We start from the raw sequence: 24,800 nt of genomic DNA, 5'->3' as shown, positions 1-24,800 counted from the left end.
GGTCGAGCGCGCRCACCAGGGTCTCGATCATCCTGCTCGTGGAGGTCTTGCCGTTGGTGYCGGTCAGGTGGATGGTCCGGAAGGAGCGCTGCGGCTCACCGAGGAGCTCGGTGAAGGCCTGGATCCGGTCCAGGCTGGGCTCCAGCCGGGTCTCCGGCCAGCGGGACAGCAGGGCGTCCTCGACCTCGGCGTAGGTCTCGGCCGGGCGGGCGTCAGGGGTGTGCTCACTCATCTCGCCACGAGTCTAGGGGGCCGGGCATCCCCCGACGTCAGCGCAGGACGACGTTGGCCATGTCGACGACCGGGCGGTAGCCGAGCGCCGCGTAGATCTTGTTGGAGGTGGGGTTGGCCCGGTGCGGGGTCGGAGAGGAGCTCCAGGTCCATGGCGTGACGCTAGCCAGCCACGCGGCCACGACGTAACTGGTTTTCGCAGGCCGGAGGCCCTTCCGTAGCATGCCCACATGACTGAGAACCCCGAGAACCAGGCCCCGGAACCGACGAGCGCCGAGCGGCGTGCCGTCGTCGTACCGGACAAGGCCGTGCTCGAGGGCCTCGAGTCCCGGTGGGCCGAGCGGTGGAAGACCGACCAGACCTACCGCTTCGACCGCACCCGCAGCCGCGAGGACGTCTACTCCATCGACACCCCGCCGCCCACGGTGAGCGGCAGCCTGCACGTGGGACACGTCTTCTCCTACACCCACACCGACCTCATCGCGCGCTACCAGCGCATGCAGGGCAAGACCGTCTTCTACCCGATGGGCTGGGACGACAACGGCCTGCCCACCGAGCGCCGGGTGCAGAACTACTACGGCGTGCGCTGCGACCCGTCGCTGCCGTACGACGCCGACTTCACGCCCCCGGCGAAGCCGGACGCCAAGAAGCAGGTCCCGATCAGCCGTCCCAACTTCGTCGAGCTGTGCGAGCGGCTCGTCGAGGAGGACGAGAAGGTCTTCGAGTCGCTGTGGCGCACCTTGGGACTGTCCGTCGACTGGTCGGAGAACTACACGACGATCGGGGCCAAGTCCCAGGCCGTGAGCCAGACCGCGTTCCTGCGCAACTTCGCGCGCGGTGAGGCCTACCTCCAGGAGGCCCCGACCCTGTGGGACGTCACGTTCCAGACGGCGGTGGCCCAGGCCGAGCTCGAGGCGCGCGACTACCCGGGTGCCTACCACCGGATCGCGTTCCACACGGTGCCGACCGACGGGGGCGCCAGCAAGCCCGTCCACATCGAGACCACCCGCCCCGAGCTGATCCCCAGCGTCGTGGCCCTCATCGCCCACCCCGACGACGAGCGGTACGCCGACCTGGTGGGGTCCTTCGTGTCCTCGCCGGTCTTCGGCGTCGAGGTCCCGGTGCTCGCGCACCCGGCGGCCGAGCCCGACAAGGGCGCCGGCATCGCCATGTGCTGCACCTTCGGCGACCTCACCGACGTCATGTGGTGGCGCGAGCTCAACCTCCCGGTCCGCACCGTCATCGGCCGCGATGGTCGGCTGCTGCGCGAGACGCCCGAGTGGCTCTCCGGTGACACCGCCGCGGCGGCGTACGAGGAGCTCAAGGGCAAGACGACCTTCAGCGCGCGCGAGCAGATGGTGGCCGCGCTGCGCGAGAGCGGTGACCTCGACGGGGAGCCGTCGCCCACCCAGCGGATGGCCAACTTCTACGAGAAGGGCGACAAGCCGCTCGAGATCGTGGCCACCCGGCAGTGGTACATCCGCAACGGTGGTCGCGACGCGGACACCCGTTCGGAGATGCTGGCCCGCGCCGACGAGATCCAGTGGATTCCCGCACACATGAAGCACCGCTACGACAACTGGGTGGGCGGCCTCAACGGCGACTGGCTCATCAGCCGTCAGCGCTTCTTCGGCGTCCCCTTCCCGGTGTGGTACCCGCTCGACGACGCCGGCGACCCCGACTACGACCACCCCCTCATGCCCTCCGAGGCCGAGCTGCCGGTCGACCCGTCGACGCAGGCCCCTCGGGGGTACGGCGAGGAGCAGCGCGGCAGGCCGGGCGGCTTCATCGGCGACCCGGACGTCATGGACACCTGGGCGACCTCGTCGCTGACCCCGCAGATCGCGGGCGGATGGACGACCGACGAGGACCTCTTCGACCGCGTCTACCCCTACGACCTGTGCACCCACGCCCACGACATCATCCGCACCTGGCTCTTCAGCCGGGTGGTGCGCGGCCACTTCGAGCAGGGCTCGGCACCGTGGCGCACGGCGATGGTCTCGGGCTTCATCGTCGATCCCGACCGCAAGAAGATGTCGAAGTCCAAGGGCAACGTGGTCGTCCCGACGGAGATCCTGGAGAAGTACGGCGCGGACGCCGTCCGCTGGCGGGCCGCCCTGGGCCGCCCGGGTCTGGACTCGCCGTTCGACGAGTCGCAGATGAAGGTCGGCCGCCGCCTCGCGATGAAGGTGCTCAACGCCTCCAAGTTCGTCCTGGGCAACGTCGGCGCCACGTCGCTGGACCACTTCGCCGTGAGCGAGCCGATCGACTGCGCCCTGCTCGGCCGCCTCGAGGTCGTGGTCCGCAAGGCCACCGAGGCGTTCGACGCCTACGACTACACGACCGCGCTCGAGGTCACCGAGAAGTTCTTCTGGGAGTTCTGCGACGACTACCTCGAGCTGGTCAAGGAGCGGGCGTACGACGAGGACGGCGGCGCGGCCACGGCCTCGGCCAAGGCGGCCCTCGCGGTCGCCCTGCACGTCCAGCTGCGCCTCCTCGCGCCGTTCCTGCCCTACGCGACCGAGGAGGTCTGGTCGTGGTGGCAGGAGGGCTCGATCCACCTCGCCTCGTGGCCGGTGGCCACCGACCTCGGCTCGGCGGCCGCCGCCGACCCGACGATGGTCGACGCGGTGGCCGCGGCGCTCATCGGCATCCGCGGCGCCAAGTCGCAGGCCAAGGTCTCGATGAAGGCCGAGCTCTCGCGCGTCGAGATCAGCGGCCCGCCCGCCCTGGTGTCCGCGGCCCAGGCGGCGGAGGCGGACCTGCGTCGAGCAGGCAAGATCACCGGCGACCTGGTCTTCACCCCCGACGAGTCGGCCCAGCAGATCTCGGTGGCCGCCGTGGTGGCCGACACCGAGTAGCCCCGAGGGGCCGGCCCGGTCAGCGCTTCTTCGTGGAGGAGCCCGGGCCGGCTTCGACCGGCGCCTCGGGCGTGACGGTGCCGTCGGGCACCGGCGTCGTCACTGCGGGGTCCTGATGTCCGTGACCATTGCCGTGGCCCTTGGCGGCCTTCTCGGCGTCCTTGGCAGCCTTGGCCGCCGCCTTCTCGGCCTCGCGGGCGGCCTTCTCGCCGTCCTTGACCGCCTGCCGCGCCTCGAGGACGGCGTCGTCGGCCGCCTGCTGTGCATCCCGGGCTGCCTTGTCGGCCGCCTTCTGGGCGTCCCGGGCCGCCTTGTCGGCCGCCTTCTGCGCGTCCCGGGCCGCCTTGTCGGCCGCCTTCTGCGCGTCCCGGGCCGCCTTGTCGGCCGCCTTCTGCGCGGCATCGTCTGCGCCCGGAGCGGTGGTGAGCGTCTCGACCGGGTCGGTGACGGTCGTCGCGGTGACGGGGGTCGGGGTGACCGCGACCGTCGGGTCCTGCGTCGTGGCGAGCGGCACGACGGGCTTGGCCTTGCCGGTGGCTGTGCCGATCGCGACGGCGGTGGAGCCGGTCGTGGGTCGGGAGGGCCGCGTGGTGCCCGTGTCCGTGGACCCGGCGGCCAGGGTGCTCTCGGGGGTCGAGGTCAGTGTCGCGGGCCCGTGGCCCGAGGGGACACGCACGGTGGCCGGATCCGCCCGGGGATCGAGGACGGCGCGCACCGGGGCCGACGCGACCGGCCGGTGCGCCAGTGACCCGAGGAGGCCGACCAGGGCGTCGCTGCGGATCGCGTGACCCAGCATGACGGCGCACAGGATCGTCACCATCACGAACGCGAACAGCGGACGCTTGTGCTCTGCACTCACCTGTGGAACCCCCTTGGCACCTCGACGACCATTCTGTCCCGGCTTCCGGGTGGTTCAGACCACCCGGGACCCAAATGGCCCGAAGTGACTAGTAGTCCACTACCCGAACGGATGGGTTGACGACCGGAGGAGCTCCGTCAGCCGCCCTGGGTCGTTCCCGCAGGTGCGGGCGACCCGTCCGAGGGCGCCACCGGAGCCGCGGTCGTGGACTCCGTCGAGGGCTCCGGGGAGGGCTGCGTCGAGGGCGAGGGCGAGGAGGAGCCCGAGGGCTGCGTGGAGGGCTCGGTGGACGGCTGCGTCGACGGCGAGGTCGTCGGCTCCGGCGTGGGGTCGGTGGTCGGGTCCATCGTCGGCTCCGTCGTGGGGCCGGCCGGCGACGTGCTCCCACTGGCGCGCGCCACCTCCTCGGCATGCTCGACGGCCTCGTCGGCCGCCCGTTGGGCGACGGTCGCCTCGACCGTCTGGCGGTCGGCGACCTTCTGGGCGCGCACGGCCTCGGCCCTCGCTGCGGCCGCGGCGAGCGCACCGGCCGGCGTGGTCGCCCGCGCCGTCGCCTGGTCCGCCGCCTGCCGCGCCTGCTCGGCCACTCCTTGGGCGACCTCCGCCTCACGTGCCTCCCTGGCCGCGACCGCCACGGCGCGGTCGGCCAGGTAGGCCGCCTGCTCCACGGTCTCGGCGCCGCTGTCCGCGGTTGCGGTCGGGCTGGGCGTGGTCTCCGTCGCCGTGCCGGTGGACTCCGGTCCCGTGGCCGTGGCGGTGGCGAGCGGCTCGTCCGGGTCCGTGGACGCGGGAGTGGACGAGCCGTCCGTCGGCTCCGGCTCCGGTACGCCGCCCTGGCCCCCGTCCGACTGATCGCCGGCTTGGCCGCCGGTGTCCCCGAGAGGGCCGGTCGACGGGGTCGCGGCGTCCCCGGGTGGGGCGGGATCGCCCGCGACACCCTGTCCGGCGGTCGCCGACGGGTCTGCCGGTGCGCCGACGGCACCCACCGTGGATCGGGACGAGGTGGCGGGGTCGTCACTCCCGTCGCTGAGGGCCGACTGCCCGAGGAAGGCGCCGCACAGGCTCGCCACCAGGACGAATCCCAGCAGCGGCGTCGCGTGATCTCGTTGCACCTGCGCCTCTTCAGCTCGGAGGTGTCCAGTGTGCCCCGCGGCGACAAGTCCCGCGGACCTCGACGGGGATCTCGCCCATCAGGTGTAGGCGGTCGTCACCCGAACGCAGGACGGGCTCAGGCGGACTTCTTCTTCTTCGCCTCGGGCTCTCGCGGGACGAGCTCGGGAGCGACGTCGTCCTCGACCACCCCGCGGTTGACGATGACCCGCGCCACGTCCGCACGCGACGGCACGTCGTACATCACGTGGAGGAGGACCTCCTCGATGATGGCGCGCAGTCCGCGGGCACCCGTGCCCCGCTCCAGCGCCTTCTCGGCGATGGAGGCGATGGCGTCCTCGGTGAACTCGAGCTCGACGCCGTCGAGCTCGAAGAGCTTCTGGTACTGCTTGACCAGGGCGTTGCGCGGCTCGGTGAGGATCTGGACCAGGGCCTCGGTGTCCAGCTTGCTGACGCTGGCGATCAGCGGGAGACGCCCGATGAACTCGGGGATCAGGCCGAACTTGGTGAGGTCCTCGGGACGCACCAGCGACATCAGGTCCTGGGCGTCGCGCTCGGCCTGGCCGCGGATCTCGGCGGTGAAGCCGAGCGACTTCTTGCCGACCCGCTGCTCCACGATCTGCTCGAGGCCGGCGAAGGCGCCGCCGACGATGAACAAGATGTTGGTGGTGTCGATCTGGATGAACTCCTGGTGGGGGTGCTTGCGTCCCCCCTGCGGCGGCACCGAGGCCGTGGTGCCCTCGAGCATCTTGAGCAGCGCCTGCTGCACGCCCTCGCCCGAGACGTCGCGCGTGATCGAGGGGTTCTCCGCCTTGCGGGCCACCTTGTCGATCTCGTCGATGTAGATGATCCCCGTCTCGGCCTTCTTGACGTCGTAGTCGGCGGCCTGGATGAGCTTGAGGAGGATGTTCTCGACGTCCTCGCCGACGTAACCGGCCTCGGTCAGCGCCGTCGCGTCCGCGATCGCGAAGGGGACGTTGAGCATCCGGGCCAGTGTCTGGGCCAGGTAGGTCTTGCCGCAGCCGGTCGGGCCGATGACCAGGATGTTGGACTTGGAGACCTCGACGGCCTCGTCCTTGGTGTGCTTGCCACCGATGGGCTGGAGCCCGGCCTGCACCCGCTTGTAGTGGTTGTAGACCGCGACGGCCAAGGACTTCTTGGCGTGCTCCTGGCCGATCACGTAGGAGTTGAGGAACTCGAAGATCTCGCGCGGCTTGGGCAGCTCGTCGAGGCTGACCTCGCTGCCCTCGGCGAGCTCCTCCTCGATGATCTCGTTGCACAGCTCGATGCACTCGTCACAGATGTAGACGTTGGGTCCTGCGATGAGCTTCTTGACCTGCTTCTGGCTCTTGCCGCAGAAGTTGCACTTCAACAGGTCGCCACCGTCACCGATACGAGCCACGGGTTGTGTCCTCCGGTCCTGCCGGGTCGGGCCCCGGCTCTTTCAAACTCCTCGACGGTACCCCGTGCCGGCCCCGCTCGGGGGCCGGACACGAAGCATCGCCTCGACTGCTGTGGTCAGCTGGTGAGCGCGGGAGCGCCCTTGCGGGACTCGATCACCTGGTCGATGAGGCCGTACTCGACGGCGCCCTCCGCGGTGAGGATCTTGTCACGCTCGATGTCGGAGCTCACCTGCTCCATGCTCTTGCCGGTGTGCTCGGCGATCATCTTCTCGAGCAGCTCGCGCATCCGGAGGATCTCGTTGGCCTGGATCTCGATGTCGGAGGTCTGGCCGAACGTGCCCTCGGTGTAGGGCTGGTGGATCAGGATGCGGCTGTTGGGCAGTGCCAGGCGCTTGCCCTTGGTGCCTGCGGCCAGCAGGATCGCGGCGGCCGAGGCGGCCTGGCCCAGGCACACCGTCTGCACGTCGGGCTTGATGAACTTCATCGTGTCGTAGATCGCCGTGAGGGCGGTGAACGAGCCACCGGGGCTGTTGATGTAGATGCTGATGTCCTGGTCGGGGTTCATCGTCTCCAGGCACATCAGCTGGGCGATGACCGCGTTGGCCACGTCGTCGCTGATCGGCGTGCCGAGGTAGATGATGCGCTCCTCGAACAGCTTGGCGTAGGGGTCGATGCGCCGGAACCCGTAGGACGTGCGCTCTTCCCACTGCGGGATGTAGTAGTTCACGGTTTATCAGTCCTTCTGCCGCGCGGGGCGGCCCTCGTCTGCGGCCTCGCGGGCGTTGGTCACGACCTTGTCGACGAGGCCGTACTCCACGGCCTGGTCGGCGGTGAACCACCGGTCGCGGTCGGCGTCGGCGATGACCTGCTCGACCGTCTGGCCGGTGTGCTGGGAGATCAGGTCGAGCAGCACCTTCTTGATGTGCAGCGACTGCTGGGCCTGGATCTTGATGTCCGAGGCCGAGCCGCCCATGCCGGAGGACGGCTGGTGCATCATGATGCGCGCGTGCGGCAGGGCGTAGCGCTTGCCCTTGGTGCCGGCGCACAGGAGGAACTGTCCCATCGAGGCGGCGAGGCCCATGCCGACCGTCGCCACGTCGTTGGGGATGTAGTTCATCGTGTCGTAGATCGCCATGCCGGCGTCCACGGAGCCACCGGGGCTGTTGATGTGCAGGAAGATGTCGGCTTCGGGGTCCTCGGCCGAGAGCAGCAGCAGCTGGGCGCAGATCGCGTTCGCGTTCTGGTCGCGCACCTCGGAACCGAGGAAGACGATCCGCTCGCGGAGCAGCCGCTGGTAGATGTGGTCGTCGAGTCCGTACATCGACCCGGCGCCGTTCATCTCGGGCGAGAGAGCTGGGCTGGAGTTCTGGTTCACGTGAGCGACAGTAGCCGGAAGAACGGACAGTTCCACGCGATGACCGCCCCTGTTCGCCCACAGCGGATTCGGCCGCTCGGCAGCACCGCGCCCGACGCGCCGGCCCGTGGGCTCAGGAGAGCCAGTCGAGCAACGCGTCGTGCACGCGCGGGTGGTTGAGCAGGTCGAGGTGACCGGCTCCGCCGACGTGCAGCACGTCGGCACCCGGGAACAGCTCGACCGAGCGCCCCCGTCCGTACGCCGACGGGACCCTCACCAGCGCGTCGCCGAGCACGGCGCCCACCGGGTGCCGGGCCGATCGGGTGAGTGTCGCGGCCACCAGCCGGTAGCGCGCGTGCGGCAGCGGGGGGACGTCGTGGGCGAGGCCGTGCACGAGGTCGTGCACGCCCACCGAGCGCCAGTCGAGGATCCGTCCGAGGGCGGCCGACTCGGGCACGAGGCCCAGGGCCCGGCTGCCGGCGCCCACGCCGCTGGCCACCGGGGACCCGAGGTGCGGGGTGCCGAGGGTCACCACGTCGGTGACGCGGTCGACCCATCGGTCGTCGCAGTCGTCCACGACGTCGGCGGCCGCGCGCACGACCAGGCCGCCCATCGAGTGGCCGACGAGCGCGATCCGCTCGACCGGGACCGGCCAGCTCCGGGTGAGCTGCTGGAGCAGGGCGGTGAGCGCGGCCCCGTTGGCCCGCAGCGTCAGGCCGGTGTTGGCGCGCAGCATGACGGGGGTCCAGGCCTGCCCGGCCAGGGCTTCGGCGTACGTCGTCCCGAGCACGTCGCGACCCCGCCGCCAGCTGGACTCGTCCTCACAGAGGCCGTGGAGGAACACCACGACCCGGCCCGTCGCGTCCGGGTACGCCGCGCGCACGCCGTCGGCCGTCAGCTCGACGTCGCGCCCCTCCACCCGCGCCGCCATCGGGATCGCCCACCGCGGGCGCTGCTCGGCGAGCCGGTCCCCGATCAGGCCGTTGACCGCCGCCCGCGCGAAGCGGCCACGGGGGTGGTCGTCCAACCGGCCCCCGGCACGTGCGTCCAGCCCCGCGGAGGCCGCCGCGTCGAGACCGCGGCCCGCGGCCCGCAGGCCGTGGCCGAGACCGGCGTACACCCCCGAGGCGATCGTCCGGTGAACCCGCCCGGGCAGCGCCGACGCCGGTCCCAGCGGCCGGTCGAGGAGCCCGTGGACCCGGTCCACGACCGCGAGGTGGGTGTCGCGGACCGTGGCGACGCCGAGGTCGTCGACGACCTCCGCCACCAGGGACAGGGCGTCGAGCACGCCGGGTCCGGCGGTGGCGTGGCTGCGTGTGGACATCTGGTCAGCGTAGTCGCCGAGTGGACATCCGTGCACCCACGGACGTGCGCGACGGGGCGCCCGGATCGCTCCGGACGCCCCGTCGTGGCGGTGCTGGGTGGTGCGGGCGATCAGGCCTGCGCGGGCTCCTCGCCCGGCTCGGTCGACTCGTCGGAGTCGTCCGCCTCCGGGGCCTCGTCGGCCTCGGCGGCGGGCTCGCCGATGGTGCCGTCGGGCTGCAGGTTCTTCAGCTCGACCACGTTGCCCGAGGCGTCCTTGACGGTCGCCGTCTCGACGATCGAGGCCAGCGCCTTGCCGCGCAGGATCTCCTGCACCAGCTCGGGGATGTGGTTGTGCTCGAACATGTGGTTGGCGAACTCCTGCGGGTCCTGCCCGGACTGCTGGGCACGCCGCACGAGGTGCGAGGAGAGGTCCTGCTGGTCGACGCCGAGCTCTTCCTTCTTCGCGATCGCGTCGAGGATGAACTGGGCGGCGATGGCGTCCCGGACCCGGCGGTCGAGGTCGGCCTCGAACTCCTCGGTCGTCTGGCCCTCGTCCTCGAGGTACTTCTCCATCGTCAGACCGGCGTAGACGAGCTGCTGCTCGACGTTCTCGCGGCGCGCGTTGAGCTCGTCGGTGACCATGGTCTCCGGGAGCGGGATGGAGACCTTCTCGAGGAGGGCCTCGAGGACGGCGTCGCGGGCGGCCGCAGCCTGCTCGAGGCGCTTGCCGCGACCGAGGCGCTCGCGCACGTCGGCGGTGAGCTCGTCGGCGGTGTCGAACTCGGAGGCCATCTGGGCGAACTCGTCGTCGACCTCGGGGAGCTGCTGCTCCTGCACGCCGGTGACCTTGACCGTGACGTCGACGTCCTCGCCGACCAGGTCGCCACCGACGAGCTGGGACGCGAAGGTCTTCTCCTCGTCGGCCTTCATGCCGACCAGGGCCTCGTCGAGCCCGTCGAGCATGCCGCCGCGACCGACCTTGTAGGACATCCCGGAGACCTCGCCGCCCTCGACGGCCTCGCCCTCCTTGGCCGCGGTCAGGTCGATGGTGACGAAGTCGCCGTCGGCGGCCTCGCGCTCGACCTCGGTCAGGGTGCCGAAGCGCTCACGCAGCGCCTGGACCTGCTCCTCGACGTCGGCGTCGCTGATCTCGATGTCCTCGACCTCGGCCTCGAGGCCCTCGTAGGAGGGGAGCTCGAACTGCGGCTTGACGTCCACCTCGGCGGTGAACTCCAGGGCGTCGTTGTCCTCGAACTTGGTGACCTCGATCTCCGGCTGCGCCAGGGGCTCGAGCTCGTTCTCCTGCAGGGCCTCCATGTACTTCGCCGGGACGACCTCGTTGATCGCCTCGTCGAGGACGGCCCCGCGGCCGACCTGGCGGTCGATGACCGCCGGGGGCACCTTGCCGCGGCGGAAGCCGGGCACGTTGATCTGCTGAGCGATCTTCTTGTACGCCGCGTCGAGGCTCGGCTTGAGCTCCTCGAAGGGCACCTCGACAGTCAGCTTGGCCCGGGTCGGGGTCAAGTTCTCGACGGCGCTCTTCACAGGTTGTCTCCTCAATGTCTTCGTTGTCCCGCGCGGTGCACGGGAACCGGTGTGGTCGTCGGGGCAACGGGCGCTGTGCACCCGTCGGTCTCCCGGCCTCAGGGCAGCCTACTGGCCCCGCGACACGCCCCCGAAATCCCCCGATCGCCCCTGATCACGGACGGGACGTGAGGGGCGGGTGTGCCGGAGGGAACAGTCGGGGCGACAGGACTCGAACCTGCGGTCTCCTGCTCCCAAAGCAGGCGCGCTAGCCACTACGCTACGCCCCGCCAAGTGGGCCTCCTCCGCGTGGAGAGGGCCTGCTTGGAGCGGATGACGGGAATCGAACCCGCGTGATCAGTTTGGAAGACTGAGGCTCTACCATTGAGCTACATCCGCGTGCCGCCGACGGTGGCCGCGTGGCCGCCGTTTCTGGCGGTGTCATGGTGCCACACGGGTTCACCGCAGCCACAACCGCGTCGGCGTACCGCCCGGCCCGGACCGCGAGGGTCAGCGCCGGTGGACCAGCAGCAGGGCCCGGTCGTCGTTGCGCGACCCGAGCGCCCCGATGAGCCGGGCGGCGCCGTCCTCGAAGTCCCCACGCAGCAGGCGCTCCGCCTGCCCGAGCATCCGGTCGACGCCGAGCATGATGTCGCGATCGGACGTCTCGACCATGCCGTCGGTGTAGAGCAGCATCGCGTCGCCGTGCTTCATGACCCCCTCGACGCTGTCGTACGTCGTCCCGTCGATCAGGCCGAGCACCGGCCCCTCGGCCTCCAGCACCGACCACCGTCCGGAGCCGGCGGCGCGCAGCGCGGCCGGCGGGTGGCCCGCCGAGCGGATCTCGAAGCGTCCGGTCTGCAGGTCGAGCGAGAGGTGGACGGCCGTGGCGAACCCCTCGTCCCACTCCTGGTCGAGGAGGAAGTCGTTGGCCGCCACGAGGAACTCCTCGGGCGGCAGGGCCCTCAGCAGGCCGCCGAGCGCACCCGACAGCAGCAGGGCACGGGTGCCGGCGCCCTCTCCCTTGCCGGACACGTCGACCACCGCGACGTCGAGCCGGTCGTCGTGGCGGGCCGCCACCACGAAGTCGCCGGCGAACGCCGTACCGCCCGCCGAGCGCAGCTCGCTGCCGACGTGCCAGGTGTCGGGCAGGGCCGGGATGCGGCCCTGCTTGAGGATGCGGTCGCGCAGGTCGACGAGCATCGACTCGCCCCGCAGCCCGCCCACGCCCAGCCGGGAGCGCCGGAAGCTGGAGAGCAGGATGATGAAGCCGATGGCGAAGACCACCAGGACCGTCATCGCGATGCGCTTGGTGATATCGGGTTGCTGGGGCACGAGCACGGCCAGGAGCAGCAGCACGAACACGACGAACCACGGCAGCTGCCGCGGTCCGAGGACCAGGCTGCCGACCACCATCGGCACGATCAGGGTGTTGATCGGCGACCAGTCGGGGACCTTCCAGATGCAGATCGCGAGGCCCACGGTGACGGCCACCAGCACGACGAGGGTGAGCGAGTCCGGCGGCAGCCTGCGCAGGATCCTCGCCTCGAAGCGGCGGCCGACGCGCTGAGCGCCGGATCGGGGTGTGCTCATGTCCTCGGTCCTCGCGCGGGCTGTTGCGACGACTGTACGGCCCGGGAGCGGAACCTGGGCTGACATCGCGGACACCAGAAGACATTGCGGCCGGCGAGGACCTCGGTGCGCACCGTGGAGCCGCACACCAGGCACGGCTGGCCCGTGCGCCGGTAGACGTAGACCTCGCCGCCGTGGTCGTCGACGCGCGCGGGGCGACCCATCGCCTCCGGCGTGTGCTCGGGGCGCACGGTGTCGATCCGGTTGGCCACCACGCCCTGGGCCATGAGGACGACGAGGTCGTCCCAGACGGCTCGCCACTGCCCGATCCGGAGGGTGGCTCCCGGACGCTGGGGGTGGATGCCGTGCCGGAAGAGCACCTCGGCCCGGTAGACGTTGCCGACCCCGGCCAGCACGGCCTGGTCCATCAGCAGGTCGCCGATCGGTCGCTGGCTGGCCTTGATCCGTCGCCACGCCCGCCCGGGGTCGGCGTCGGGGCGCAGCGGGTCCGGACCGAGCCGGGCGATGATCTCGTCGCGCCGTGCGGGACCGATCAGCTCGCACTGCGTGGCGCCGCGCAGGTCGGCGTACGCCGTCGTCCCGCGGGTCCCGGCCGGCGGGAGGGCCACGAGGCGCAGCCGCACCTGGCCGACCGGCGGCGGGACCCGGTCGACGTCCGTGTGCACGTCGAAGGTCCCGATGAGCCCGAGGTGCACGTGCACGAGGTGGTCGTGCTCGAGCTCCACGAAGAGGTGCTTGCCCGCGGCGTCGGCGCCCCGCAGGATGCTCCCGTCGAGGATCGCGGCGTCGGCCGCGAACCGCCCCTGCGGACTGCCCACGTGGACGCGGCGGCCCGCGAAGGCGGTGGCGAGATCGGTGGCGAGCCGGCGGAGGGTGTGCCCCTCAGGCACCCGCGAAGCCCTCCAGGGCGGAGGCCGGCAGGGGCGGGAGCTCGCCGCTGGTCTCGTACGTCGCGAGCTGGTCGATGCGACGCACGTGGCGCTCCTCGCCGCTGAACGGCGTGGACAGGAAGACGTCCACGAAGCGCACCATGTCCTCGACGGGATGCATGCGACCGCCGACGGAGACGACGTTGGCGTCGTTGTGCTCGCGGGCCAGCGCCGCGGTCGCCTCGGACCAGACGAGCGCGCAGCGGATGCCCTCGACCTTGTTGGCGGCCATCTGCTCGCCGTTGCCGGACCCGCCGATCACGACGCCGAGGCTGTCGAGGCCCTCGGCGCGGTCGGCGGCGACGCCCTCGGCGGCCCGCAGGCAGAAGCAGGGGTAGTCGTCGACGGCGTCGTAGACGAAGGGGCCGTGGTCCACGGCCTCGTGGCCGTGGTCGACGAGCCACGTCATGAGGTGGTCCTTGAGCTCGAGGCCGGCGTGGTCGGAACCGAGGTGTACGCGCATGGCACCAGTCTCTCAGCCCGGACGAGCCCTCAGGCCAGGTGCTGGTCCACGAAGCCTGAGACCTGCCTCACCAACGGCTCGGACGCCGTGAACTGCGCGTGCCGGTAGAACCCGTGCGTCTGGCCCAGACAGCGGACGCCGACCGTGGTCACCCCTTCCTCGGCGAGCCGCCGGGCCAGCTCCTCCCCCTCGTCGCGCAGGGGGTCGTGCTCGGCGGTCGCCACGAACGTCGGCGGCAGCGTCGCGAGGCGCTCCGAGCGCAGCGGGGCCACGTCCGGCTCGTCCCAGGCCGAGACGTCGGCGTACTGCTCCCAGTACCAGCGCGCGTCCGCGGGGTCGAAGCCGCTGGCCGCGCCCTCGTCGTACGACGGGTGCCCACCGTGCGGCTCGAGGAACGGGTAGACCAGCGCGACCGCGGCGAACAGGCCCGGGTGTCGCAGCGCGGCGACCAGGGCGAGGTTGGCGCCGGCCGAGTCGCCGTGGACCGCCCAGCGGCCGGGCAGGTCCTGGCGCCCCAGCCAGCCGAGCGCGGTGTCGACGTCGTCGGGCGCGGCCGGGAAGGGGTGCTCCGGTGGGCGTCGGTACTCGACACTCAGCACGCGGCGTCCGCACCGGTTGGCCAGCCGGCGGCTGAAGCCGTCGTGGACGTCGATGTCGTTGAAGACGAAGCCGCCACCGTGCAGGTGCACGACGACGCCGTCCGCCGCCCCGTCGGGGACGTAGAGGCGGCACGGCACGCCGTCCGCGTCCACGTCGTCCACCGCGGCCACGTCCTCACGCGGCTCCCGGAGGCTGGCCTGCCGCGTCGCCTCGCGGTGGGCGGCCAGGTCGAAGCCGGGAGCGCGGAAGTCGGGACCGGCACCGGCCTGCACGGCCGCCTTCACCTCGGGGTACATGCCCCGCAGTCTGCCGCGGTCAGCGCACGATCTTGAAGTTGAAGGTCGCGGTCCCGAGCGAGCCCATCAGTCGCAGCCACACCGGGAGCAGCATCTCGGTGCCGCGCGCGGTGGAGAGGTCGCCGAGGTCGATCACGTCGGTGTGGCCGAACTCGGTGAGCATCGCGGTGGCGATCGCCTTGGCCTCGGCGTCGTCGCCGGAGACGAAGACGCTGCTGGTCTCGGGCAGCAGGTCGGGGCGCACCATCAGGTCCGCGGTGAGGGTGTTGAGCGTCTTGACGACCCGGGCCTGCGGGAACGCGCGCTGGATCTGCTCCCCCAGCGAGTCGGTGTCCTTCACGAACAGGGTGGGCGGGAAGCCGGCCGAGAAGTCGAGCGGGTTGCTGATGTCCACCAGCACCTTGCCGGCCAGGTGTTCCGCGCCGGCCGAGCCCAGCAGGTCGAGCGCGGCCAGGCCGCTGCCCGCGTGGACCACGACCTCCGCGCCGGCGGCGGCGTCGGCGAAGGTCGCCAGCGAGACGCCGGAGTGATCGGCGGCCCAGGCGGCGTACGGCGCGTCACCGTCGGTGCGGGCCAGCGTGGCCTCCGGGTCCCTTGTGCCGATGACGACCTCGTGGCCGAGCTCGGCGAGGCGGGCTGCGACGGTGCGACCGACCGCGCCGGTGCCGAGCACTGCGTACTTCATGGTTCCTCCAGGGATCGTGGTTGCAGACAGATCTGTCTACCTGTCGACGACGTTAACAGACAGACCGGTCTGCCCACAAGGTAGACTGGCCGTCATGACGACGACCGCCACGGCCTCCCCCGCCCGCGAGCGCATCCTCACCACCGCGTTCGCGCTGTTCTACGCGCACGGCATCCGCGGGGTCGGGATCGATCGCATCATCGACGAGGCCGGCGTGGCCAAGGCGACGTTCTACAAGCACTTCCCGGCCAAGGACGACCTGGTGCTGGCCTACCTCGACCGCGTCGACGAGGCCTGGACCGGTCAGCTGCACGCCGCGGCCACCGCCGCCGGACCGGACCCGTCGGCACAGCTCGTCGGCGCCTTCGACGCCCTGGGCACCGCGTGCCGTCGCGACGGCTACCGCGGGTGCGCCTTCATCAACGCCGCCGCGGAGAACCCCGCCGGCAGCCGCGTCCACGACCGGACCCTGGCCCACAAGGAGGCCGTGCGCACCTGGATGACCGCCTTGGCGGGCGAGGCGGGCGCCCCCGACCCCGGGGGCCTGGCCCGGACCCTCACCCTGCTGCTGGACGGTGGTCTGGCGAGCGGCGCCCTCGACGCCCGACCGGACGCCCCGGCCGCGGCCCGCGCCGCGGCGGAGGTCCTGGTGGCCGGGGCGGTGGCCGCTCCCACGAACTGACAGATTTTGATTTCTGTCATTCCTCGGGCAGTCTGAGGGCATGACCACTCACGACCTGCCCACGTCCCCTCGCACCCTCGGCACCACCGGTCCTCGCGTGTCCTCCCTCGGACTGGGCCTGATGGGCATGTCCGACCTCTACGGCCCCAACGACGAGGCCGAGAGCATCGCGACCATCCATGCGGCGCTGGACGCGGGCGTGACCCTTCTCGACACCGGCGACTTCTACGGCATGGGCCACAACGAGCTCCTGGTGCGCGACGCGCTCCGAGGACGCGACCGCGACAGCGCGGTGCTCAGCGTGAAGTTCGGGGTGCTGCGCGGGCCGGACGGCAGCTGGAACGGGGTCGACACCCGGCCCGTCGCGATCAAGAACGCGCTCGCCTACACGTTGCGTCGCCTCGGCGCCGACCACGTCGACATCTACCGCCCCGCCCGCCTCGACCCCCGGGTTCCCGTCGAGGAGACCGTGGGCGCCCTCGCCGAGCTGGTGCAGGCCGGCTACGTCCGCCACATCGGTCTCTCCGAGGTGGGCGCGGACACACTGCGTCGGGCCCAGGCCGTGCACCCGATCAGCGACCTCCAGATCGAGTACTCCCTCATCTCCAGGGGCATCGAGGACGACATCCTCCCCGTCGCCCGTGAGCTCGGCATCGGCATCACGGCGTACGGCGTGCTCTCGCGCGGCCTCATCTCCGGTCACTGGACCGCTGATCGCGACACCGCCGACTTCCGTAGTCACCTCCCCCGTTTCGCCGGGAACAACCTCGAGCGCAACCTCGCGCTCGTCGAGGCCCTGCGCGAGATCGCGGCGGCCAAGGACGCGACCGTCGCACAGGTGGCGATCGCCTGGGTCTCGGCCCAGGGCGACGACATCGTGCCGCTGGTGGGCGCCCGCAGTCGCGAGCGGCTGTCCGAGTCCCTCGCGGCCCGCGACCTGGTGCTCGACCACGACGACCTGGCCGCCATCGCGGCGGCGGTCCCCGCCGGGGCCGCGGCCGGCGACCGCTACGACGCCGCCCAGATGTCGCACCTGGACAGCGAGCGGTGACGGAGCGCTCCATGACCACGACACCAGGACCGCTGACCGCCGAGGCCATCCTCGACACGGCCGAGCAGGTGCTGCGACGCCACGGGCCGGCCAAGACATCCGTCGTCGACGTGGCGCGGGCCCTGGAGGTGAGCCACGGGACCGTCTACCGCCACTTCGCCAGCAAGGCGGCGTTGCGCGATGCCGTCACCGAGCGGTGGCTCGACCGGGTCTCGGCCCCGCTCGCACCGATCGTCGAGGGTCCCGGCAGCGCCACCCGACGCCTTCACGACTGGCTGGTGGCGCTGTCGTCGACCAAGCAGTCGATGGCGGCCGACGACCCGGAGCTCTTCGCCACGTTCCACCAGCTGACGATCGCCGCCCGGGAGGTGGTCGACGCGCACGTCGAGCACCTGGCCCGCCAGCTGCGCGACATCATCGCGTCCGGCATGGAGAGCGGGGAGCTCGTCCCCGGCGACGCGGACCGCGACGGGTGGGCCGTCCTGCACGCCACGGCACGGTTCCACCACCCCGCCTTCGCCGCGGAGTGGGGACGCCACGGCCTCGCCGAGGAGCTGGAGGCCGTCATCCGACTCCTGCTGGACGGTCTCCGGCCACGCTGATCCGTGCCCGTGCCCGTGACGCGGGTCAGGCCCCGAGCCGCTTCTCGAACCACCAGCCGGCATCGGGGTTGCCGTTGTAGTCCTCGACCTCGCGGTACCCCGACGAGCGGTAGAGCGCGACGGCGGGCGCCATGTCCCGCCCGGTGTCGAGGCGGACCACGGTGGCCCCGAGCGCGACCGCCTCGGACTCCAACCGAGTGACGAGACGACGGGCCAACCCGCCCCCGCGCGCCGACGGGTCGACGAACATCCGCTTGAGCTCGGCCACGCCGGGCGCCAGCAGGCGCACGCCGCCGCAGGCGACCGCCTCGTCGCCGCGCCAGCCCACAAGCCAGGCGCCGAGGGGGGCCCGGAGCTGGTCCGGGGTCACGCCGCCGGACCAGCCGTGGTTGAGGGTGACGCCGAGCCCGACGAGCTCGGCCTCGTACGCCGCGAGCATCCGCACCGACTCCGCCGAGTCGGCGGCGTCGACCCGCAGCTCGACGTCAGCCGCCAAGGCGGGCCAGCTCCTCCTCGACCACCGACGGGTCCAGCTTGGTGAAGACCGGCGTCGGCTTGTCGATCCTCGCGCCGACCGTCACCGGTCGGGACTCCCAGGCCGGGGTGGAGCTGTAGTCACCGGTGATGACGGGGTACGACGTGAGCCCGGCACCGTTGTCGGGCTCGAGCTCGTCGACCTGCTCGATCCGCGGCATCGGCATGAGGTCGCCCTCGCCGCCGAGGACGCGGTGCACCTTGTTGGCGGCGTGCGGCAGGAAGGGCGAGAGCAGGATGTTGCAGTCGGAGACGCACTGGGCGGCGACGTGCAGCACGGTGGCGAGCCGCTCGCGCTGCGACTCGTCCTTCATCTTGTAGGGCTCGGTCACGGTGAGGTACTTGTTGACCTCGCCCACCACGCGCATCGCCTCCGCGGTGGCCGCCCGGAGGCGGTGGTGGCCCAGCAGGTCGCCGATGGTCTCGAAGCCGGTGCGCACGGCGGTCAGGACGGCCTCGTCGACGGGTTCGAGCTCACCGCGGGCCGGGATCTCACCGAAGCTCTTTGCGAGCATGGTGGCCGTGCGGTTGACCAGGTTGCCCCAGCCGGCGACGAGCTCGGAGTTGTTGCGGGTGACGAAGTCGGCCCAGGTGAACGCCGCGTCGGAGGTCTCGGGCCCGGCCGCGCAGATGAAGTAGCGCAGCGGGTCGGGGCCGTAGCGCTCCAGGAAGTCTCCGACGTACAGCACGTGGCCACGGGAGGTGGAGAACTGCTGGTCACCCATCGTGAGGTACTCCGAGGAGACGACCTCGGTCGGCAGGTTGAGGACGCCGTACTCCCCCGGCTCGCCACCGCGCGATCCCTGGCCGTTGTAGGCGAGCAGCTCCGCGGGCCAGATCTGGGAGTGGAAGACGATGTTGTCCTTGCCCATGAAGTAGTACGACAGGGCGTCGGGGTCGTTCCACCAGTCGCGCCACCGGTCGGGCTCTCCGAGGCGACGCGCCCACTCGATGGAGGCGGAGAGGTAGCCGATGACCGCGTCGAACCAGACGTAGAGGCGCTTGGTGGTCTGGCCCTCCCAGCCCGGCACCGGGATGCCCCAGTCGATGTCGCGCGTCATCGCCCGCGGTCGGATCTCCTTGAGGATGTTCTGGCTGAACTTGATGACGTTGGGACGCCACGTGCCGCTGGCGGCACGCTCCTGGAGCCACTCCCCCAGGGCGTCGGCCAGCGCGGGCAGGTCGAGCAGGAAGTGCTGGGTGTCGACGAACGACGGCGTCTCGCCGTTGATCTTCGAGCGCGGGTTGATCAGCTCGGTGGCGTCGAGCTGGTTGCCGCAGTTGTCGCACTGGTCGCCGCGCGCGTCGCCGTACCCGCAGATCGGGCAGGTGCCCTCGATGTAGCGGTCCGGCAGGGTGCGGCCCGTCGAGGGGCTGATGGCGGCCTGCGTGGTCTGCTCGACCATGTAGCCGTTGGCCAGCACGGTGCGGAACATCTCCTGCACCACGCCGTAGTGGTTCCCGGTCGTCGTGCGGGTGAACAGGTCGTAGGACAGGCCCAGGTCGCTGAGGTCCTTGACGATGATCGCGTTGTTGCGGTCGGCGAGGTCCTTGGCGCTCACGCCCTCCTGGTCGGCCGTGACCAGGATCGGGGTGCCGTGCTCGTCGGTGCCGCTGACCATGAGGACCTGGTGACCCGCCATCCGCATGTACCGACTGAAGACGTCGGAGGGCACACCGAAACCGGCCACGTGGCCGATGTGGCGCGGGCCGTTGGCGTACGGCCAGGCAACTGCGGAGAGGACATGGGTCATGCCCCGAATCCTAGTGAGCCCTCGCCAGCGCGTTTCCCCCGGTCGCTAGCGTCGAGACCATGCAGACACTGATCGCGGAAGACCTGCTGCTGCTCCTGCTCGATGACGAGAAGGGGACCCTGGCCGCCTCCGACAAGGTCCAGCCGCTGCTCGGGGGCGCGCTGCTCCTCGAGCTGGCGCTGGACGGACGGGTCGAGGTGAGCGAGAAGTCGAGCCGGTGGAGCACGGCGAAGGTCGCCGCCATCGGTACGCCGCCCGGCGAGCCGGTGCTCGACGCGGCGTGGGCCCGGGTGGCGGAGAAGCCGCGCACGGCGCAGGACCTGGTGACCCGGTTGGGCAAGGGCACCAAGGACGCACTGCTCGACCGCCTGGCCGCCCGCGGCCTCGTGGAGCGGCACGACGGCAGGCTGCTCGGGCTGTTCCCGCACACCACCTGGCCCGCCCGCGACGCCCGCCACGAGGAGTCGGTGCGCGCGCTCCTGCAGGGCGCCCTGGTCCAGGGCCTCACCCCCGACCCGCGGACCTCGGCCCTCATCGCGCTGCTGTCCGCCATCGACCACGCGCACAAGGTCGTCGACCTCGGCGACGTACCGGCCCGCGAGGCCAAGCGGCGTGCGAAGGAGGTCTCCGAGGGCGCCTGGGCGGCGACGGCCGTCAAGGACGCGGTGGTCGCGGCCCAGGCCGCGGTGACGGCGGCGATCGTCGCCACCACCGTCACCGCGTCGAGCAGCTGATCAGGTGAAGTCGAGGTCTCCGGTGCGGCTGCGCTTGAGCTCGTAGAAGTACGGGAACTTCGCGACCGCGACCGCGCCGTCCCACAGGTCCACGGCGTCCTGGCCGCGGGGGATCTTGCTCAGCACCGGCCCGAAGAACGCCGCACCCTCGATGTGGATGGTCGGCGTGCCGACGTCGTCGCCGACGGCGTCCATGCCCTCGTGGTGGGAGGCCGCGACGGCCTGGTCGAGGGAGGTGTCGTCCATGGCGTCGACCAGGTCGGCGTCCATGCCGGCCTCGGCGAGCGAGGCCACGACCATCTCGCGGTCCAGGTCGGCCTTCTGGAGGTGGATGCGGTTGCCCATCGCGGTGTAGAGGTCGACGAGTCGCGCGTTGCCGTGACGCTCCTCGGCGGCGATGCAGACCCGCACCGGGCCCCACGCCGGCGCGAGCATCTCGCGGTAGGAGTCGGGGATGTCCTTGTCCTTGTTGAGGTACGCCAGGGACATCACGTGCCACGTGAGGTCGATGTCGCGCTGCTGCTCGACCTCCAGGATCCACCGTGAGGTGATCCAGGCGAACGGGCACAGCGGGTCGAACCAGAAGTCTGCCTTCGTCATGTCGTCAATCAACCACACGACGGGTCACTCGATTCCCGCTGGCGGCGAGTGGTTGGATGACCGACATGCCTGGAACCAACCTCACCCGGGACGAGGCCGCCACCCGCGCCGCCCTCCTGGACATCACGTCGTACGCCGTCGACCTCGATCTCACCACCCATGAGACGACCTTCGGCTCCACCACCACCCTGGAGTTCACCTGCCGGGAGCCGGGGAGCGCGACCTTCGCCGACCTCGTCGACGCGACCGTGCACGAGATCACCCTCAACGGTCGCTCGCTGGACCCCGCGACGGCGTACGCCGACAGCCGCATCCAGCTCGACGACCTCCAAGCCACCAACACGCTCGTCGTGCGCGCCGACTGCACCTACTCCAACACCGGCGAGGGCCTGCACCGGTTCGTGGACCCCGCCGACGACCGGGTCTACCTCTACAGCCAGTTCGAGGTGCCGGACGCGCGCCGCGTGTTCACCACCTTCGAGCAGCCCGACCTCAAGTCCACCTTCACGTTCACCGTGACCGCGCCCGAGGCCTGGAAGGTCGTCTCGAACGCCCCGACCCCCGCGCCGACGGCGCAGGGTGACGGCACCGCCGTCTGGAGCTTCCCCGCGACCGAGCGGATGTCGACGTACATCACCGCGATCGTCGCCGGCGAGTACCACGAGGTGCTCGACATGTACGAGGGCAAGTTCGGCAAGATCCCGCTCGGTCACTACTGCCGCCAGTCGCTGGTGGAGTACATGGACACCGACGTGCTCGTCGAGCTCACCAAGCAGAGCTTCGAGTTCTTCGAGGAGAAGTTCGACTTCCCCTACCCGTTCCACAAGTACGACCAGCTCTACGTGCCGGAGTACAACATGGGCGCGATGGAGAACGCCGGCTGCGTGACCCTGCGCGACGAGTACCTCCCGCGCTCGCGCCAGTCCCGCTCGTTCTTCGAGTTCCGCGCCTCCGTCATCACCCACGAGATGGCCCACATGTGGTTCGGCGACCTCGTCACCATGAAGTGGTGGGACGACCTCTGGCTCAACGAGTCCTTCGCCGAGTGGGCCTGCTACTGGTGCGAGGCCGAGGCCACCGAGTACACCGACGCGTGGACCGGCTTCGCCAACGCCCGCAAGCAGACCGGCTACCGCGCCGACCAGCTGCCCTCGACGCACCCGATCGCGGCCGACAACGTCGACCTGCACGCCGTCGAGGTCAACTTCGACATGATCACCTACGCCAAGGGCGCCTCGGTGCTCAAGCAGCTCGTCGCGTGGGTCGGCCTGGACGCGTTCGTGGCCGGCATCCGGCAGTACTTCAAGGACCACGCCTTCGGCAACACCGAGTTCTCCGACCTGCTGGCCGCGCTGGAGAAGTCCTCGGGCCGCGAGCTCACGTCGTGGGCGCAGGAGTGGCTGCAGACGGCGGGCGTCAACACCCTCGCCCCGGCCTTCGAGCTCGACGCCGACGGCAGCTACACGTCCTTCTCCGTCACCCAGACCGCCCACCCGGACTGGCCGACGCTGCGCCGCCACCGCCTCGGCATCGGCCTGTACGACGACGTCGACGGAGCCCTCGTCCGGCGCCAGTACCTCGAGGTGGACGTCGAGGGTGCGACCACCGACGTGGCCGCGCTCGTCGGCACCGCCCAGCCGGCGCTGCTCCTGCTCAACGACGAGGACCACGCCTACGCCAAGATCCGCCTCGACGAGCGCTCGCTGGCCACGGTCATCGACGGCCTCTCCCGCGTCGAGGACTCGCTGGCCCGAGCCCTGGTCTGGGGTGCGGCCTGGGACATGACCCGCGACGCCGAGATGGCGGCCTCCGACTGGGTCCGCCTCGTGCTGGCCAACATCGGCTCGGAGACCGACTCGTGGGGCGTCACGCGGATCCCCTCGATGGCCGCGATGGCGGTCAACCGCTACTCGGCCCCCGCGCACAGGGACGCCCTCAAGGCCGAGTGGGAGCAGGGCCTGCGCGGCCTGTTCCTCGACGCCGAGAGCGGCAGCGACCACCAGCTGACCTTCGCCCGGGCCTACGCCGCGGCCGCCCGCAGCGACGCGGCGTACGACGACCTCCAGGGCCTGCTCGACGGTTCGTTCACCGTCGAGGGCATGGCGGTCGACCAGGACTTCCGCTGGGAGCTCATCACCGCGCTGGCCCGCGGCGGGCGCATCGGCGAGGCCGAGATCGACGCCGAGCTCGGGCGCGACAACACCATCTCCGGCAAGGAGAAGGCCGCCGCCGCCCGGGTCGCCCAGCCCACCGCCGACGCGAAGGCCGCCGGCTGGTCGGCGATCCTCGACCCGGCCACGGCCAACGAGACCTCGCGGGAGATGGTCTTCTCCATCTTCCGGTCCGACCAGGACGAGGTCGTTGCGCCGTACGTGGAGGAGTTCCTCGACGCGGCCCACACGGTCATCGACAGGCTGGGCTTCCACAAGGCCTCGGTCGTGCTCGAGTACGGCTTCCCGCTGGCCGTCGGCTCCCCCGAGGTCGTGGCCCGCCTCGACGAGTGGCTCGCCGCGTCGCCCGACGCCCCCACGGGTGCCGTGCGCTACGTCGGCGAGGCACGTGCCGACATCGCCCGGGCCCTGGCCGCGCAGGAGCGCGACGCCCGCTGACCCATCCGACAGGGCGGTGACTCAGCCACATTTCCCGGACGGGGAACGTGGGTGAGTGACCGCCCTGTCGGCATGTCGGGGGGACGCGCCGAGGTGGCGGTGATCCAGCCTCGAGATCAGCGGCGGGAATGTGGGTGGCTCACCGCTGCCCGCGAGTCGGGCGACGGTACGCCGGTCAGCTGCCGGCGTGCAGGGTGTTCTGCGGGCGTGCGTGCTCGGCGAGCATCGCGATGGCGCGCGTGAGTCCACCCACGAAGTCGCCGGCCGCGAAGTCCGACTCCAGCTGCAGCACGGCCAGCTCGACCTCGGGGTCGGTGAGGTGGCGGCGCACCTCGGTGCCGGTGACGACCTCGATGACGCGAGCCGTCGGGTCGACCAGCAGCATCAGGCTGCGGCTCGGCGCCACCAGGCTGGCGTGCAGGCGCTGGGCGTAGGCGCGCGAGTCTCCCTCGACCGCGCCGATGAAGACCGAGAACTCGAAGCGGCACAGCGCCTCGGCGGCTCGGATGGACCGGTCGATCTCGGCGYTCTCCCGCGAGCTCAGCTCGCGGGAGCGACTGTCACCAGCGGCCACGGGCTCCACCCGTCTCGTCGGTGGTGGCGCCGGCCTCGAGCTCCTTGGCGCCCTGGCGGGGGCCACCGAACCACTGGTCGTCGGCCGCGCCCGGCGCGATCTTCTCGCCGCGGATGATCGCCGGGAGGTAGGTGAGGACCACGATGCCCACGAACAGGAGCATCGGGATGCCGGCGAGGATCATCAGGGCGTGCAGCGTGTCGACCTGCTCGGGGTCGCTCCAGCCCTCGGGGACGTCCGCGCTCGCCGGAGCCGCGAGAGCCATCACGGCCAGACCTGCGGAGACCGCCGCGGCGCGGGCCACGCGGCGCGAACGCCGACGGACGGAGAGGCTGGACGAGGGCTCGGACGTGATCACGAGGGACACGATATCGGCTCCTGCTCCCGCGCTCGTCGCCGTCCTCCCGTCGGATCGGTCACACACCGTCGCGGGGACTTGGGTTGGCC

The 24,800-nt window shown here is 71.3% G+C and carries 24 protein-coding genes, 2 tRNA genes and 1 pseudogene; 6 read left to right on the top strand and 21 right to left on the bottom strand.

Annotated features, from left to right (window positions below):
* Positions 1 to 232: pseudogene (locus AC1DQF_RS03845) on the bottom strand (dihydrofolate synthase); the annotation flags it as partial.
* 37 nt (positions 233 to 269) lie between these two features.
* Positions 270 to 413: a hypothetical protein gene (locus AC1DQF_RS03840; RefSeq protein ID WP_477523886.1), complete on the bottom strand. Its 144-nt coding sequence runs from the start codon at positions 411 to 413 to the stop codon at positions 270 to 272.
* 48 nt (positions 414 to 461) lie between these two features.
* On the opposite strand from AC1DQF_RS03840, the gene valS reads away from it, so the two are divergent.
* A complete protein-coding gene (gene valS / locus AC1DQF_RS03835; RefSeq protein ID WP_477523885.1) occupies positions 462 to 3,092 on the top strand; it encodes a valine--tRNA ligase in 2,631 nt (876 codons plus the stop codon).
* A 19-nt stretch (positions 3,093 to 3,111) separates the two neighbouring features.
* Here valS and AC1DQF_RS03830 read toward each other — a convergent pair whose 3' ends face one another.
* From AC1DQF_RS03830 to AC1DQF_RS03765, 14 genes are all read right to left on the bottom strand, one after another.
* Complete coding sequence (locus AC1DQF_RS03830) at positions 3,112 to 3,951, bottom strand: hypothetical protein (RefSeq protein WP_477523884.1); 840 nt, start codon at positions 3,949 to 3,951, stop codon at positions 3,112 to 3,114.
* Between the two features lie 137 nt (positions 3,952 to 4,088).
* The gene (locus AC1DQF_RS03825) at positions 4,089 to 5,063 is read right to left on the bottom strand and encodes a hypothetical protein (protein WP_477523883.1); all 975 of its coding nucleotides are present in this window, start codon (positions 5,061 to 5,063) and stop codon (positions 4,089 to 4,091) included.
* Positions 5,064 to 5,179: 116 nt separating this feature from the next.
* Positions 5,180 to 6,463 carry an ATP-dependent Clp protease ATP-binding subunit ClpX gene (clpX, locus tag AC1DQF_RS03820; protein ID WP_477523882.1) on the bottom strand — a complete coding sequence of 428 codons (1,284 nt, stop codon included), beginning with the start codon at positions 6,461 to 6,463 and terminating at the stop codon, positions 5,180 to 5,182.
* 116 nt (positions 6,464 to 6,579) lie between these two features.
* The gene (locus tag AC1DQF_RS03815; RefSeq protein WP_477523881.1) at positions 6,580 to 7,191 is read right to left on the bottom strand and encodes an ATP-dependent Clp protease proteolytic subunit; all 612 of its coding nucleotides are present in this window, start codon (positions 7,189 to 7,191) and stop codon (positions 6,580 to 6,582) included.
* Between the two features lie 6 nt (positions 7,192 to 7,197).
* Positions 7,198 to 7,785, bottom strand: coding sequence for an ATP-dependent Clp protease proteolytic subunit (locus AC1DQF_RS03810; RefSeq protein WP_477523887.1), 588 nt, complete (start codon positions 7,783 to 7,785; stop codon positions 7,198 to 7,200).
* A 166-nt stretch (positions 7,786 to 7,951) separates the two neighbouring features.
* Positions 7,952 to 9,142, bottom strand: coding sequence for an alpha/beta hydrolase (locus AC1DQF_RS03805; RefSeq protein ID WP_477523880.1), 1,191 nt, complete (start codon positions 9,140 to 9,142; stop codon positions 7,952 to 7,954).
* Between the two features lie 110 nt (positions 9,143 to 9,252).
* Positions 9,253 to 10,668 carry a trigger factor gene (gene tig / locus AC1DQF_RS03800; RefSeq protein WP_477523879.1) on the bottom strand — a complete coding sequence of 472 codons (1,416 nt, stop codon included), beginning with the start codon at positions 10,666 to 10,668 and terminating at the stop codon, positions 9,253 to 9,255.
* Between the two features lie 196 nt (positions 10,669 to 10,864).
* Positions 10,865 to 10,937, bottom strand: a tRNA-Pro gene (locus tag AC1DQF_RS03795).
* A gap of 35 nt (positions 10,938 to 10,972) precedes the next feature.
* Positions 10,973 to 11,046: transfer RNA gene (locus tag AC1DQF_RS03790), tRNA-Gly, on the bottom strand.
* Positions 11,047 to 11,157: 111 nt separating this feature from the next.
* Positions 11,158 to 12,240 (bottom strand): PP2C family protein-serine/threonine phosphatase, encoded by a 1,083-nt coding sequence (locus AC1DQF_RS03785; RefSeq protein ID WP_477523878.1) that lies wholly within the window; start codon positions 12,238 to 12,240, stop codon positions 11,158 to 11,160.
* Positions 12,237 to 13,130, bottom strand: coding sequence for an Fpg/Nei family DNA glycosylase (locus AC1DQF_RS03780; protein WP_477523877.1), 894 nt, complete (start codon positions 13,128 to 13,130; stop codon positions 12,237 to 12,239). Before AC1DQF_RS03780 ends, AC1DQF_RS03785 begins: the two co-directional genes overlap by 4 nt.
* Complete coding sequence (locus tag AC1DQF_RS03775; RefSeq protein ID WP_477523876.1) at positions 13,123 to 13,632, bottom strand: ribose-5-phosphate isomerase; 510 nt, start codon at positions 13,630 to 13,632, stop codon at positions 13,123 to 13,125. Before AC1DQF_RS03775 ends, AC1DQF_RS03780 begins: the two co-directional genes overlap by 8 nt.
* 29 nt (positions 13,633 to 13,661) lie before the next feature.
* Complete coding sequence (locus AC1DQF_RS03770) at positions 13,662 to 14,528, bottom strand: alpha/beta hydrolase (RefSeq protein WP_477523875.1); 867 nt, start codon at positions 14,526 to 14,528, stop codon at positions 13,662 to 13,664.
* 19 nt (positions 14,529 to 14,547) lie between these two features.
* On the bottom strand, positions 14,548 to 15,213 hold the full coding sequence (locus AC1DQF_RS03765) for an NADPH-dependent F420 reductase (protein ID WP_477523874.1): 666 nt from the start codon (positions 15,211 to 15,213) through the stop codon (positions 14,548 to 14,550).
* A gap of 94 nt (positions 15,214 to 15,307) precedes the next feature.
* Here AC1DQF_RS03765 and AC1DQF_RS03760 point away from each other — a divergent pair, with 94 nt between their 5' ends.
* Genes AC1DQF_RS03760 through AC1DQF_RS03750 form a run of 3 tightly spaced genes read left to right on the top strand, consistent with a single transcriptional unit; the run spans position 15,308 to position 17,548 of the window.
* Positions 15,308 to 15,895, top strand: a complete 588-nt coding sequence (locus tag AC1DQF_RS03760; protein WP_477523873.1) for a TetR/AcrR family transcriptional regulator — start codon at positions 15,308 to 15,310, stop codon at positions 15,893 to 15,895.
* A 40-nt stretch (positions 15,896 to 15,935) separates the two neighbouring features.
* Positions 15,936 to 16,946 carry an aldo/keto reductase gene (locus AC1DQF_RS03755; RefSeq protein WP_477523872.1) on the top strand — a complete coding sequence of 337 codons (1,011 nt, stop codon included), beginning with the start codon at positions 15,936 to 15,938 and terminating at the stop codon, positions 16,944 to 16,946.
* An 11-nt stretch (positions 16,947 to 16,957) separates the two neighbouring features.
* The gene (locus AC1DQF_RS03750) at positions 16,958 to 17,548 is read left to right on the top strand and encodes a TetR/AcrR family transcriptional regulator (RefSeq protein ID WP_477523871.1); all 591 of its coding nucleotides are present in this window, start codon (positions 16,958 to 16,960) and stop codon (positions 17,546 to 17,548) included.
* A gap of 25 nt (positions 17,549 to 17,573) precedes the next feature.
* Here the strand turns inward: AC1DQF_RS03750 and AC1DQF_RS03745 are convergent, their stop codons facing one another.
* Both AC1DQF_RS03745 and metG read right to left on the bottom strand, forming a co-directional pair.
* Positions 17,574 to 18,044, bottom strand: a complete 471-nt coding sequence (locus AC1DQF_RS03745; RefSeq protein WP_477523870.1) for a GNAT family N-acetyltransferase — start codon at positions 18,042 to 18,044, stop codon at positions 17,574 to 17,576.
* A complete protein-coding gene (gene metG / locus AC1DQF_RS03740; protein WP_477523869.1) occupies positions 18,034 to 19,836 on the bottom strand; it encodes a methionine--tRNA ligase in 1,803 nt (600 codons plus the stop codon). The genes AC1DQF_RS03745 and metG overlap by 11 nt, the downstream gene beginning before the upstream one ends.
* 59 nt (positions 19,837 to 19,895) lie before the next feature.
* Between metG and AC1DQF_RS03735 the strand changes: the two genes are divergently transcribed.
* Positions 19,896 to 20,570, top strand: coding sequence for a GOLPH3/VPS74 family protein (locus tag AC1DQF_RS03735; protein WP_477523868.1), 675 nt, complete (start codon positions 19,896 to 19,898; stop codon positions 20,568 to 20,570).
* On the opposite strand, the gene AC1DQF_RS03730 is transcribed toward AC1DQF_RS03735, so the two are convergent.
* Positions 20,571 to 21,170, bottom strand: a complete 600-nt coding sequence (locus AC1DQF_RS03730) for a mycothiol-dependent nitroreductase Rv2466c family protein (RefSeq protein WP_477523867.1) — start codon at positions 21,168 to 21,170, stop codon at positions 20,571 to 20,573.
* A gap of 65 nt (positions 21,171 to 21,235) precedes the next feature.
* On the opposite strand from AC1DQF_RS03730, the gene pepN reads away from it, so the two are divergent.
* Positions 21,236 to 23,779 carry an aminopeptidase N gene (gene pepN, locus AC1DQF_RS03725; RefSeq protein WP_477523866.1) on the top strand — a complete coding sequence of 848 codons (2,544 nt, stop codon included), beginning with the start codon at positions 21,236 to 21,238 and terminating at the stop codon, positions 23,777 to 23,779.
* A gap of 175 nt (positions 23,780 to 23,954) precedes the next feature.
* Here pepN and AC1DQF_RS03720 read toward each other — a convergent pair whose 3' ends face one another.
* Together AC1DQF_RS03720 and AC1DQF_RS03715 are read right to left on the bottom strand one after the other, a co-directional pair.
* Entirely contained in the window at positions 23,955 to 24,353 is a 399-nt protein-coding gene (locus AC1DQF_RS03720; protein ID WP_477523865.1) for a DUF5130 family protein, read from the bottom strand.
* Entirely contained in the window at positions 24,340 to 24,720 is a 381-nt protein-coding gene (locus AC1DQF_RS03715) for a hypothetical protein (RefSeq protein WP_477523864.1), read from the bottom strand. Before AC1DQF_RS03715 ends, AC1DQF_RS03720 begins: the two co-directional genes overlap by 14 nt.
* Between the last annotated feature and the right edge of the window lie 80 nt (positions 24,721 to 24,800).

The sequence above is a fragment of the Nocardioides sp. P4_G4 genome (genome assembly GCF_056401085.1).
This window is presented reverse-complemented; position numbering and strand designations above follow the sequence as displayed.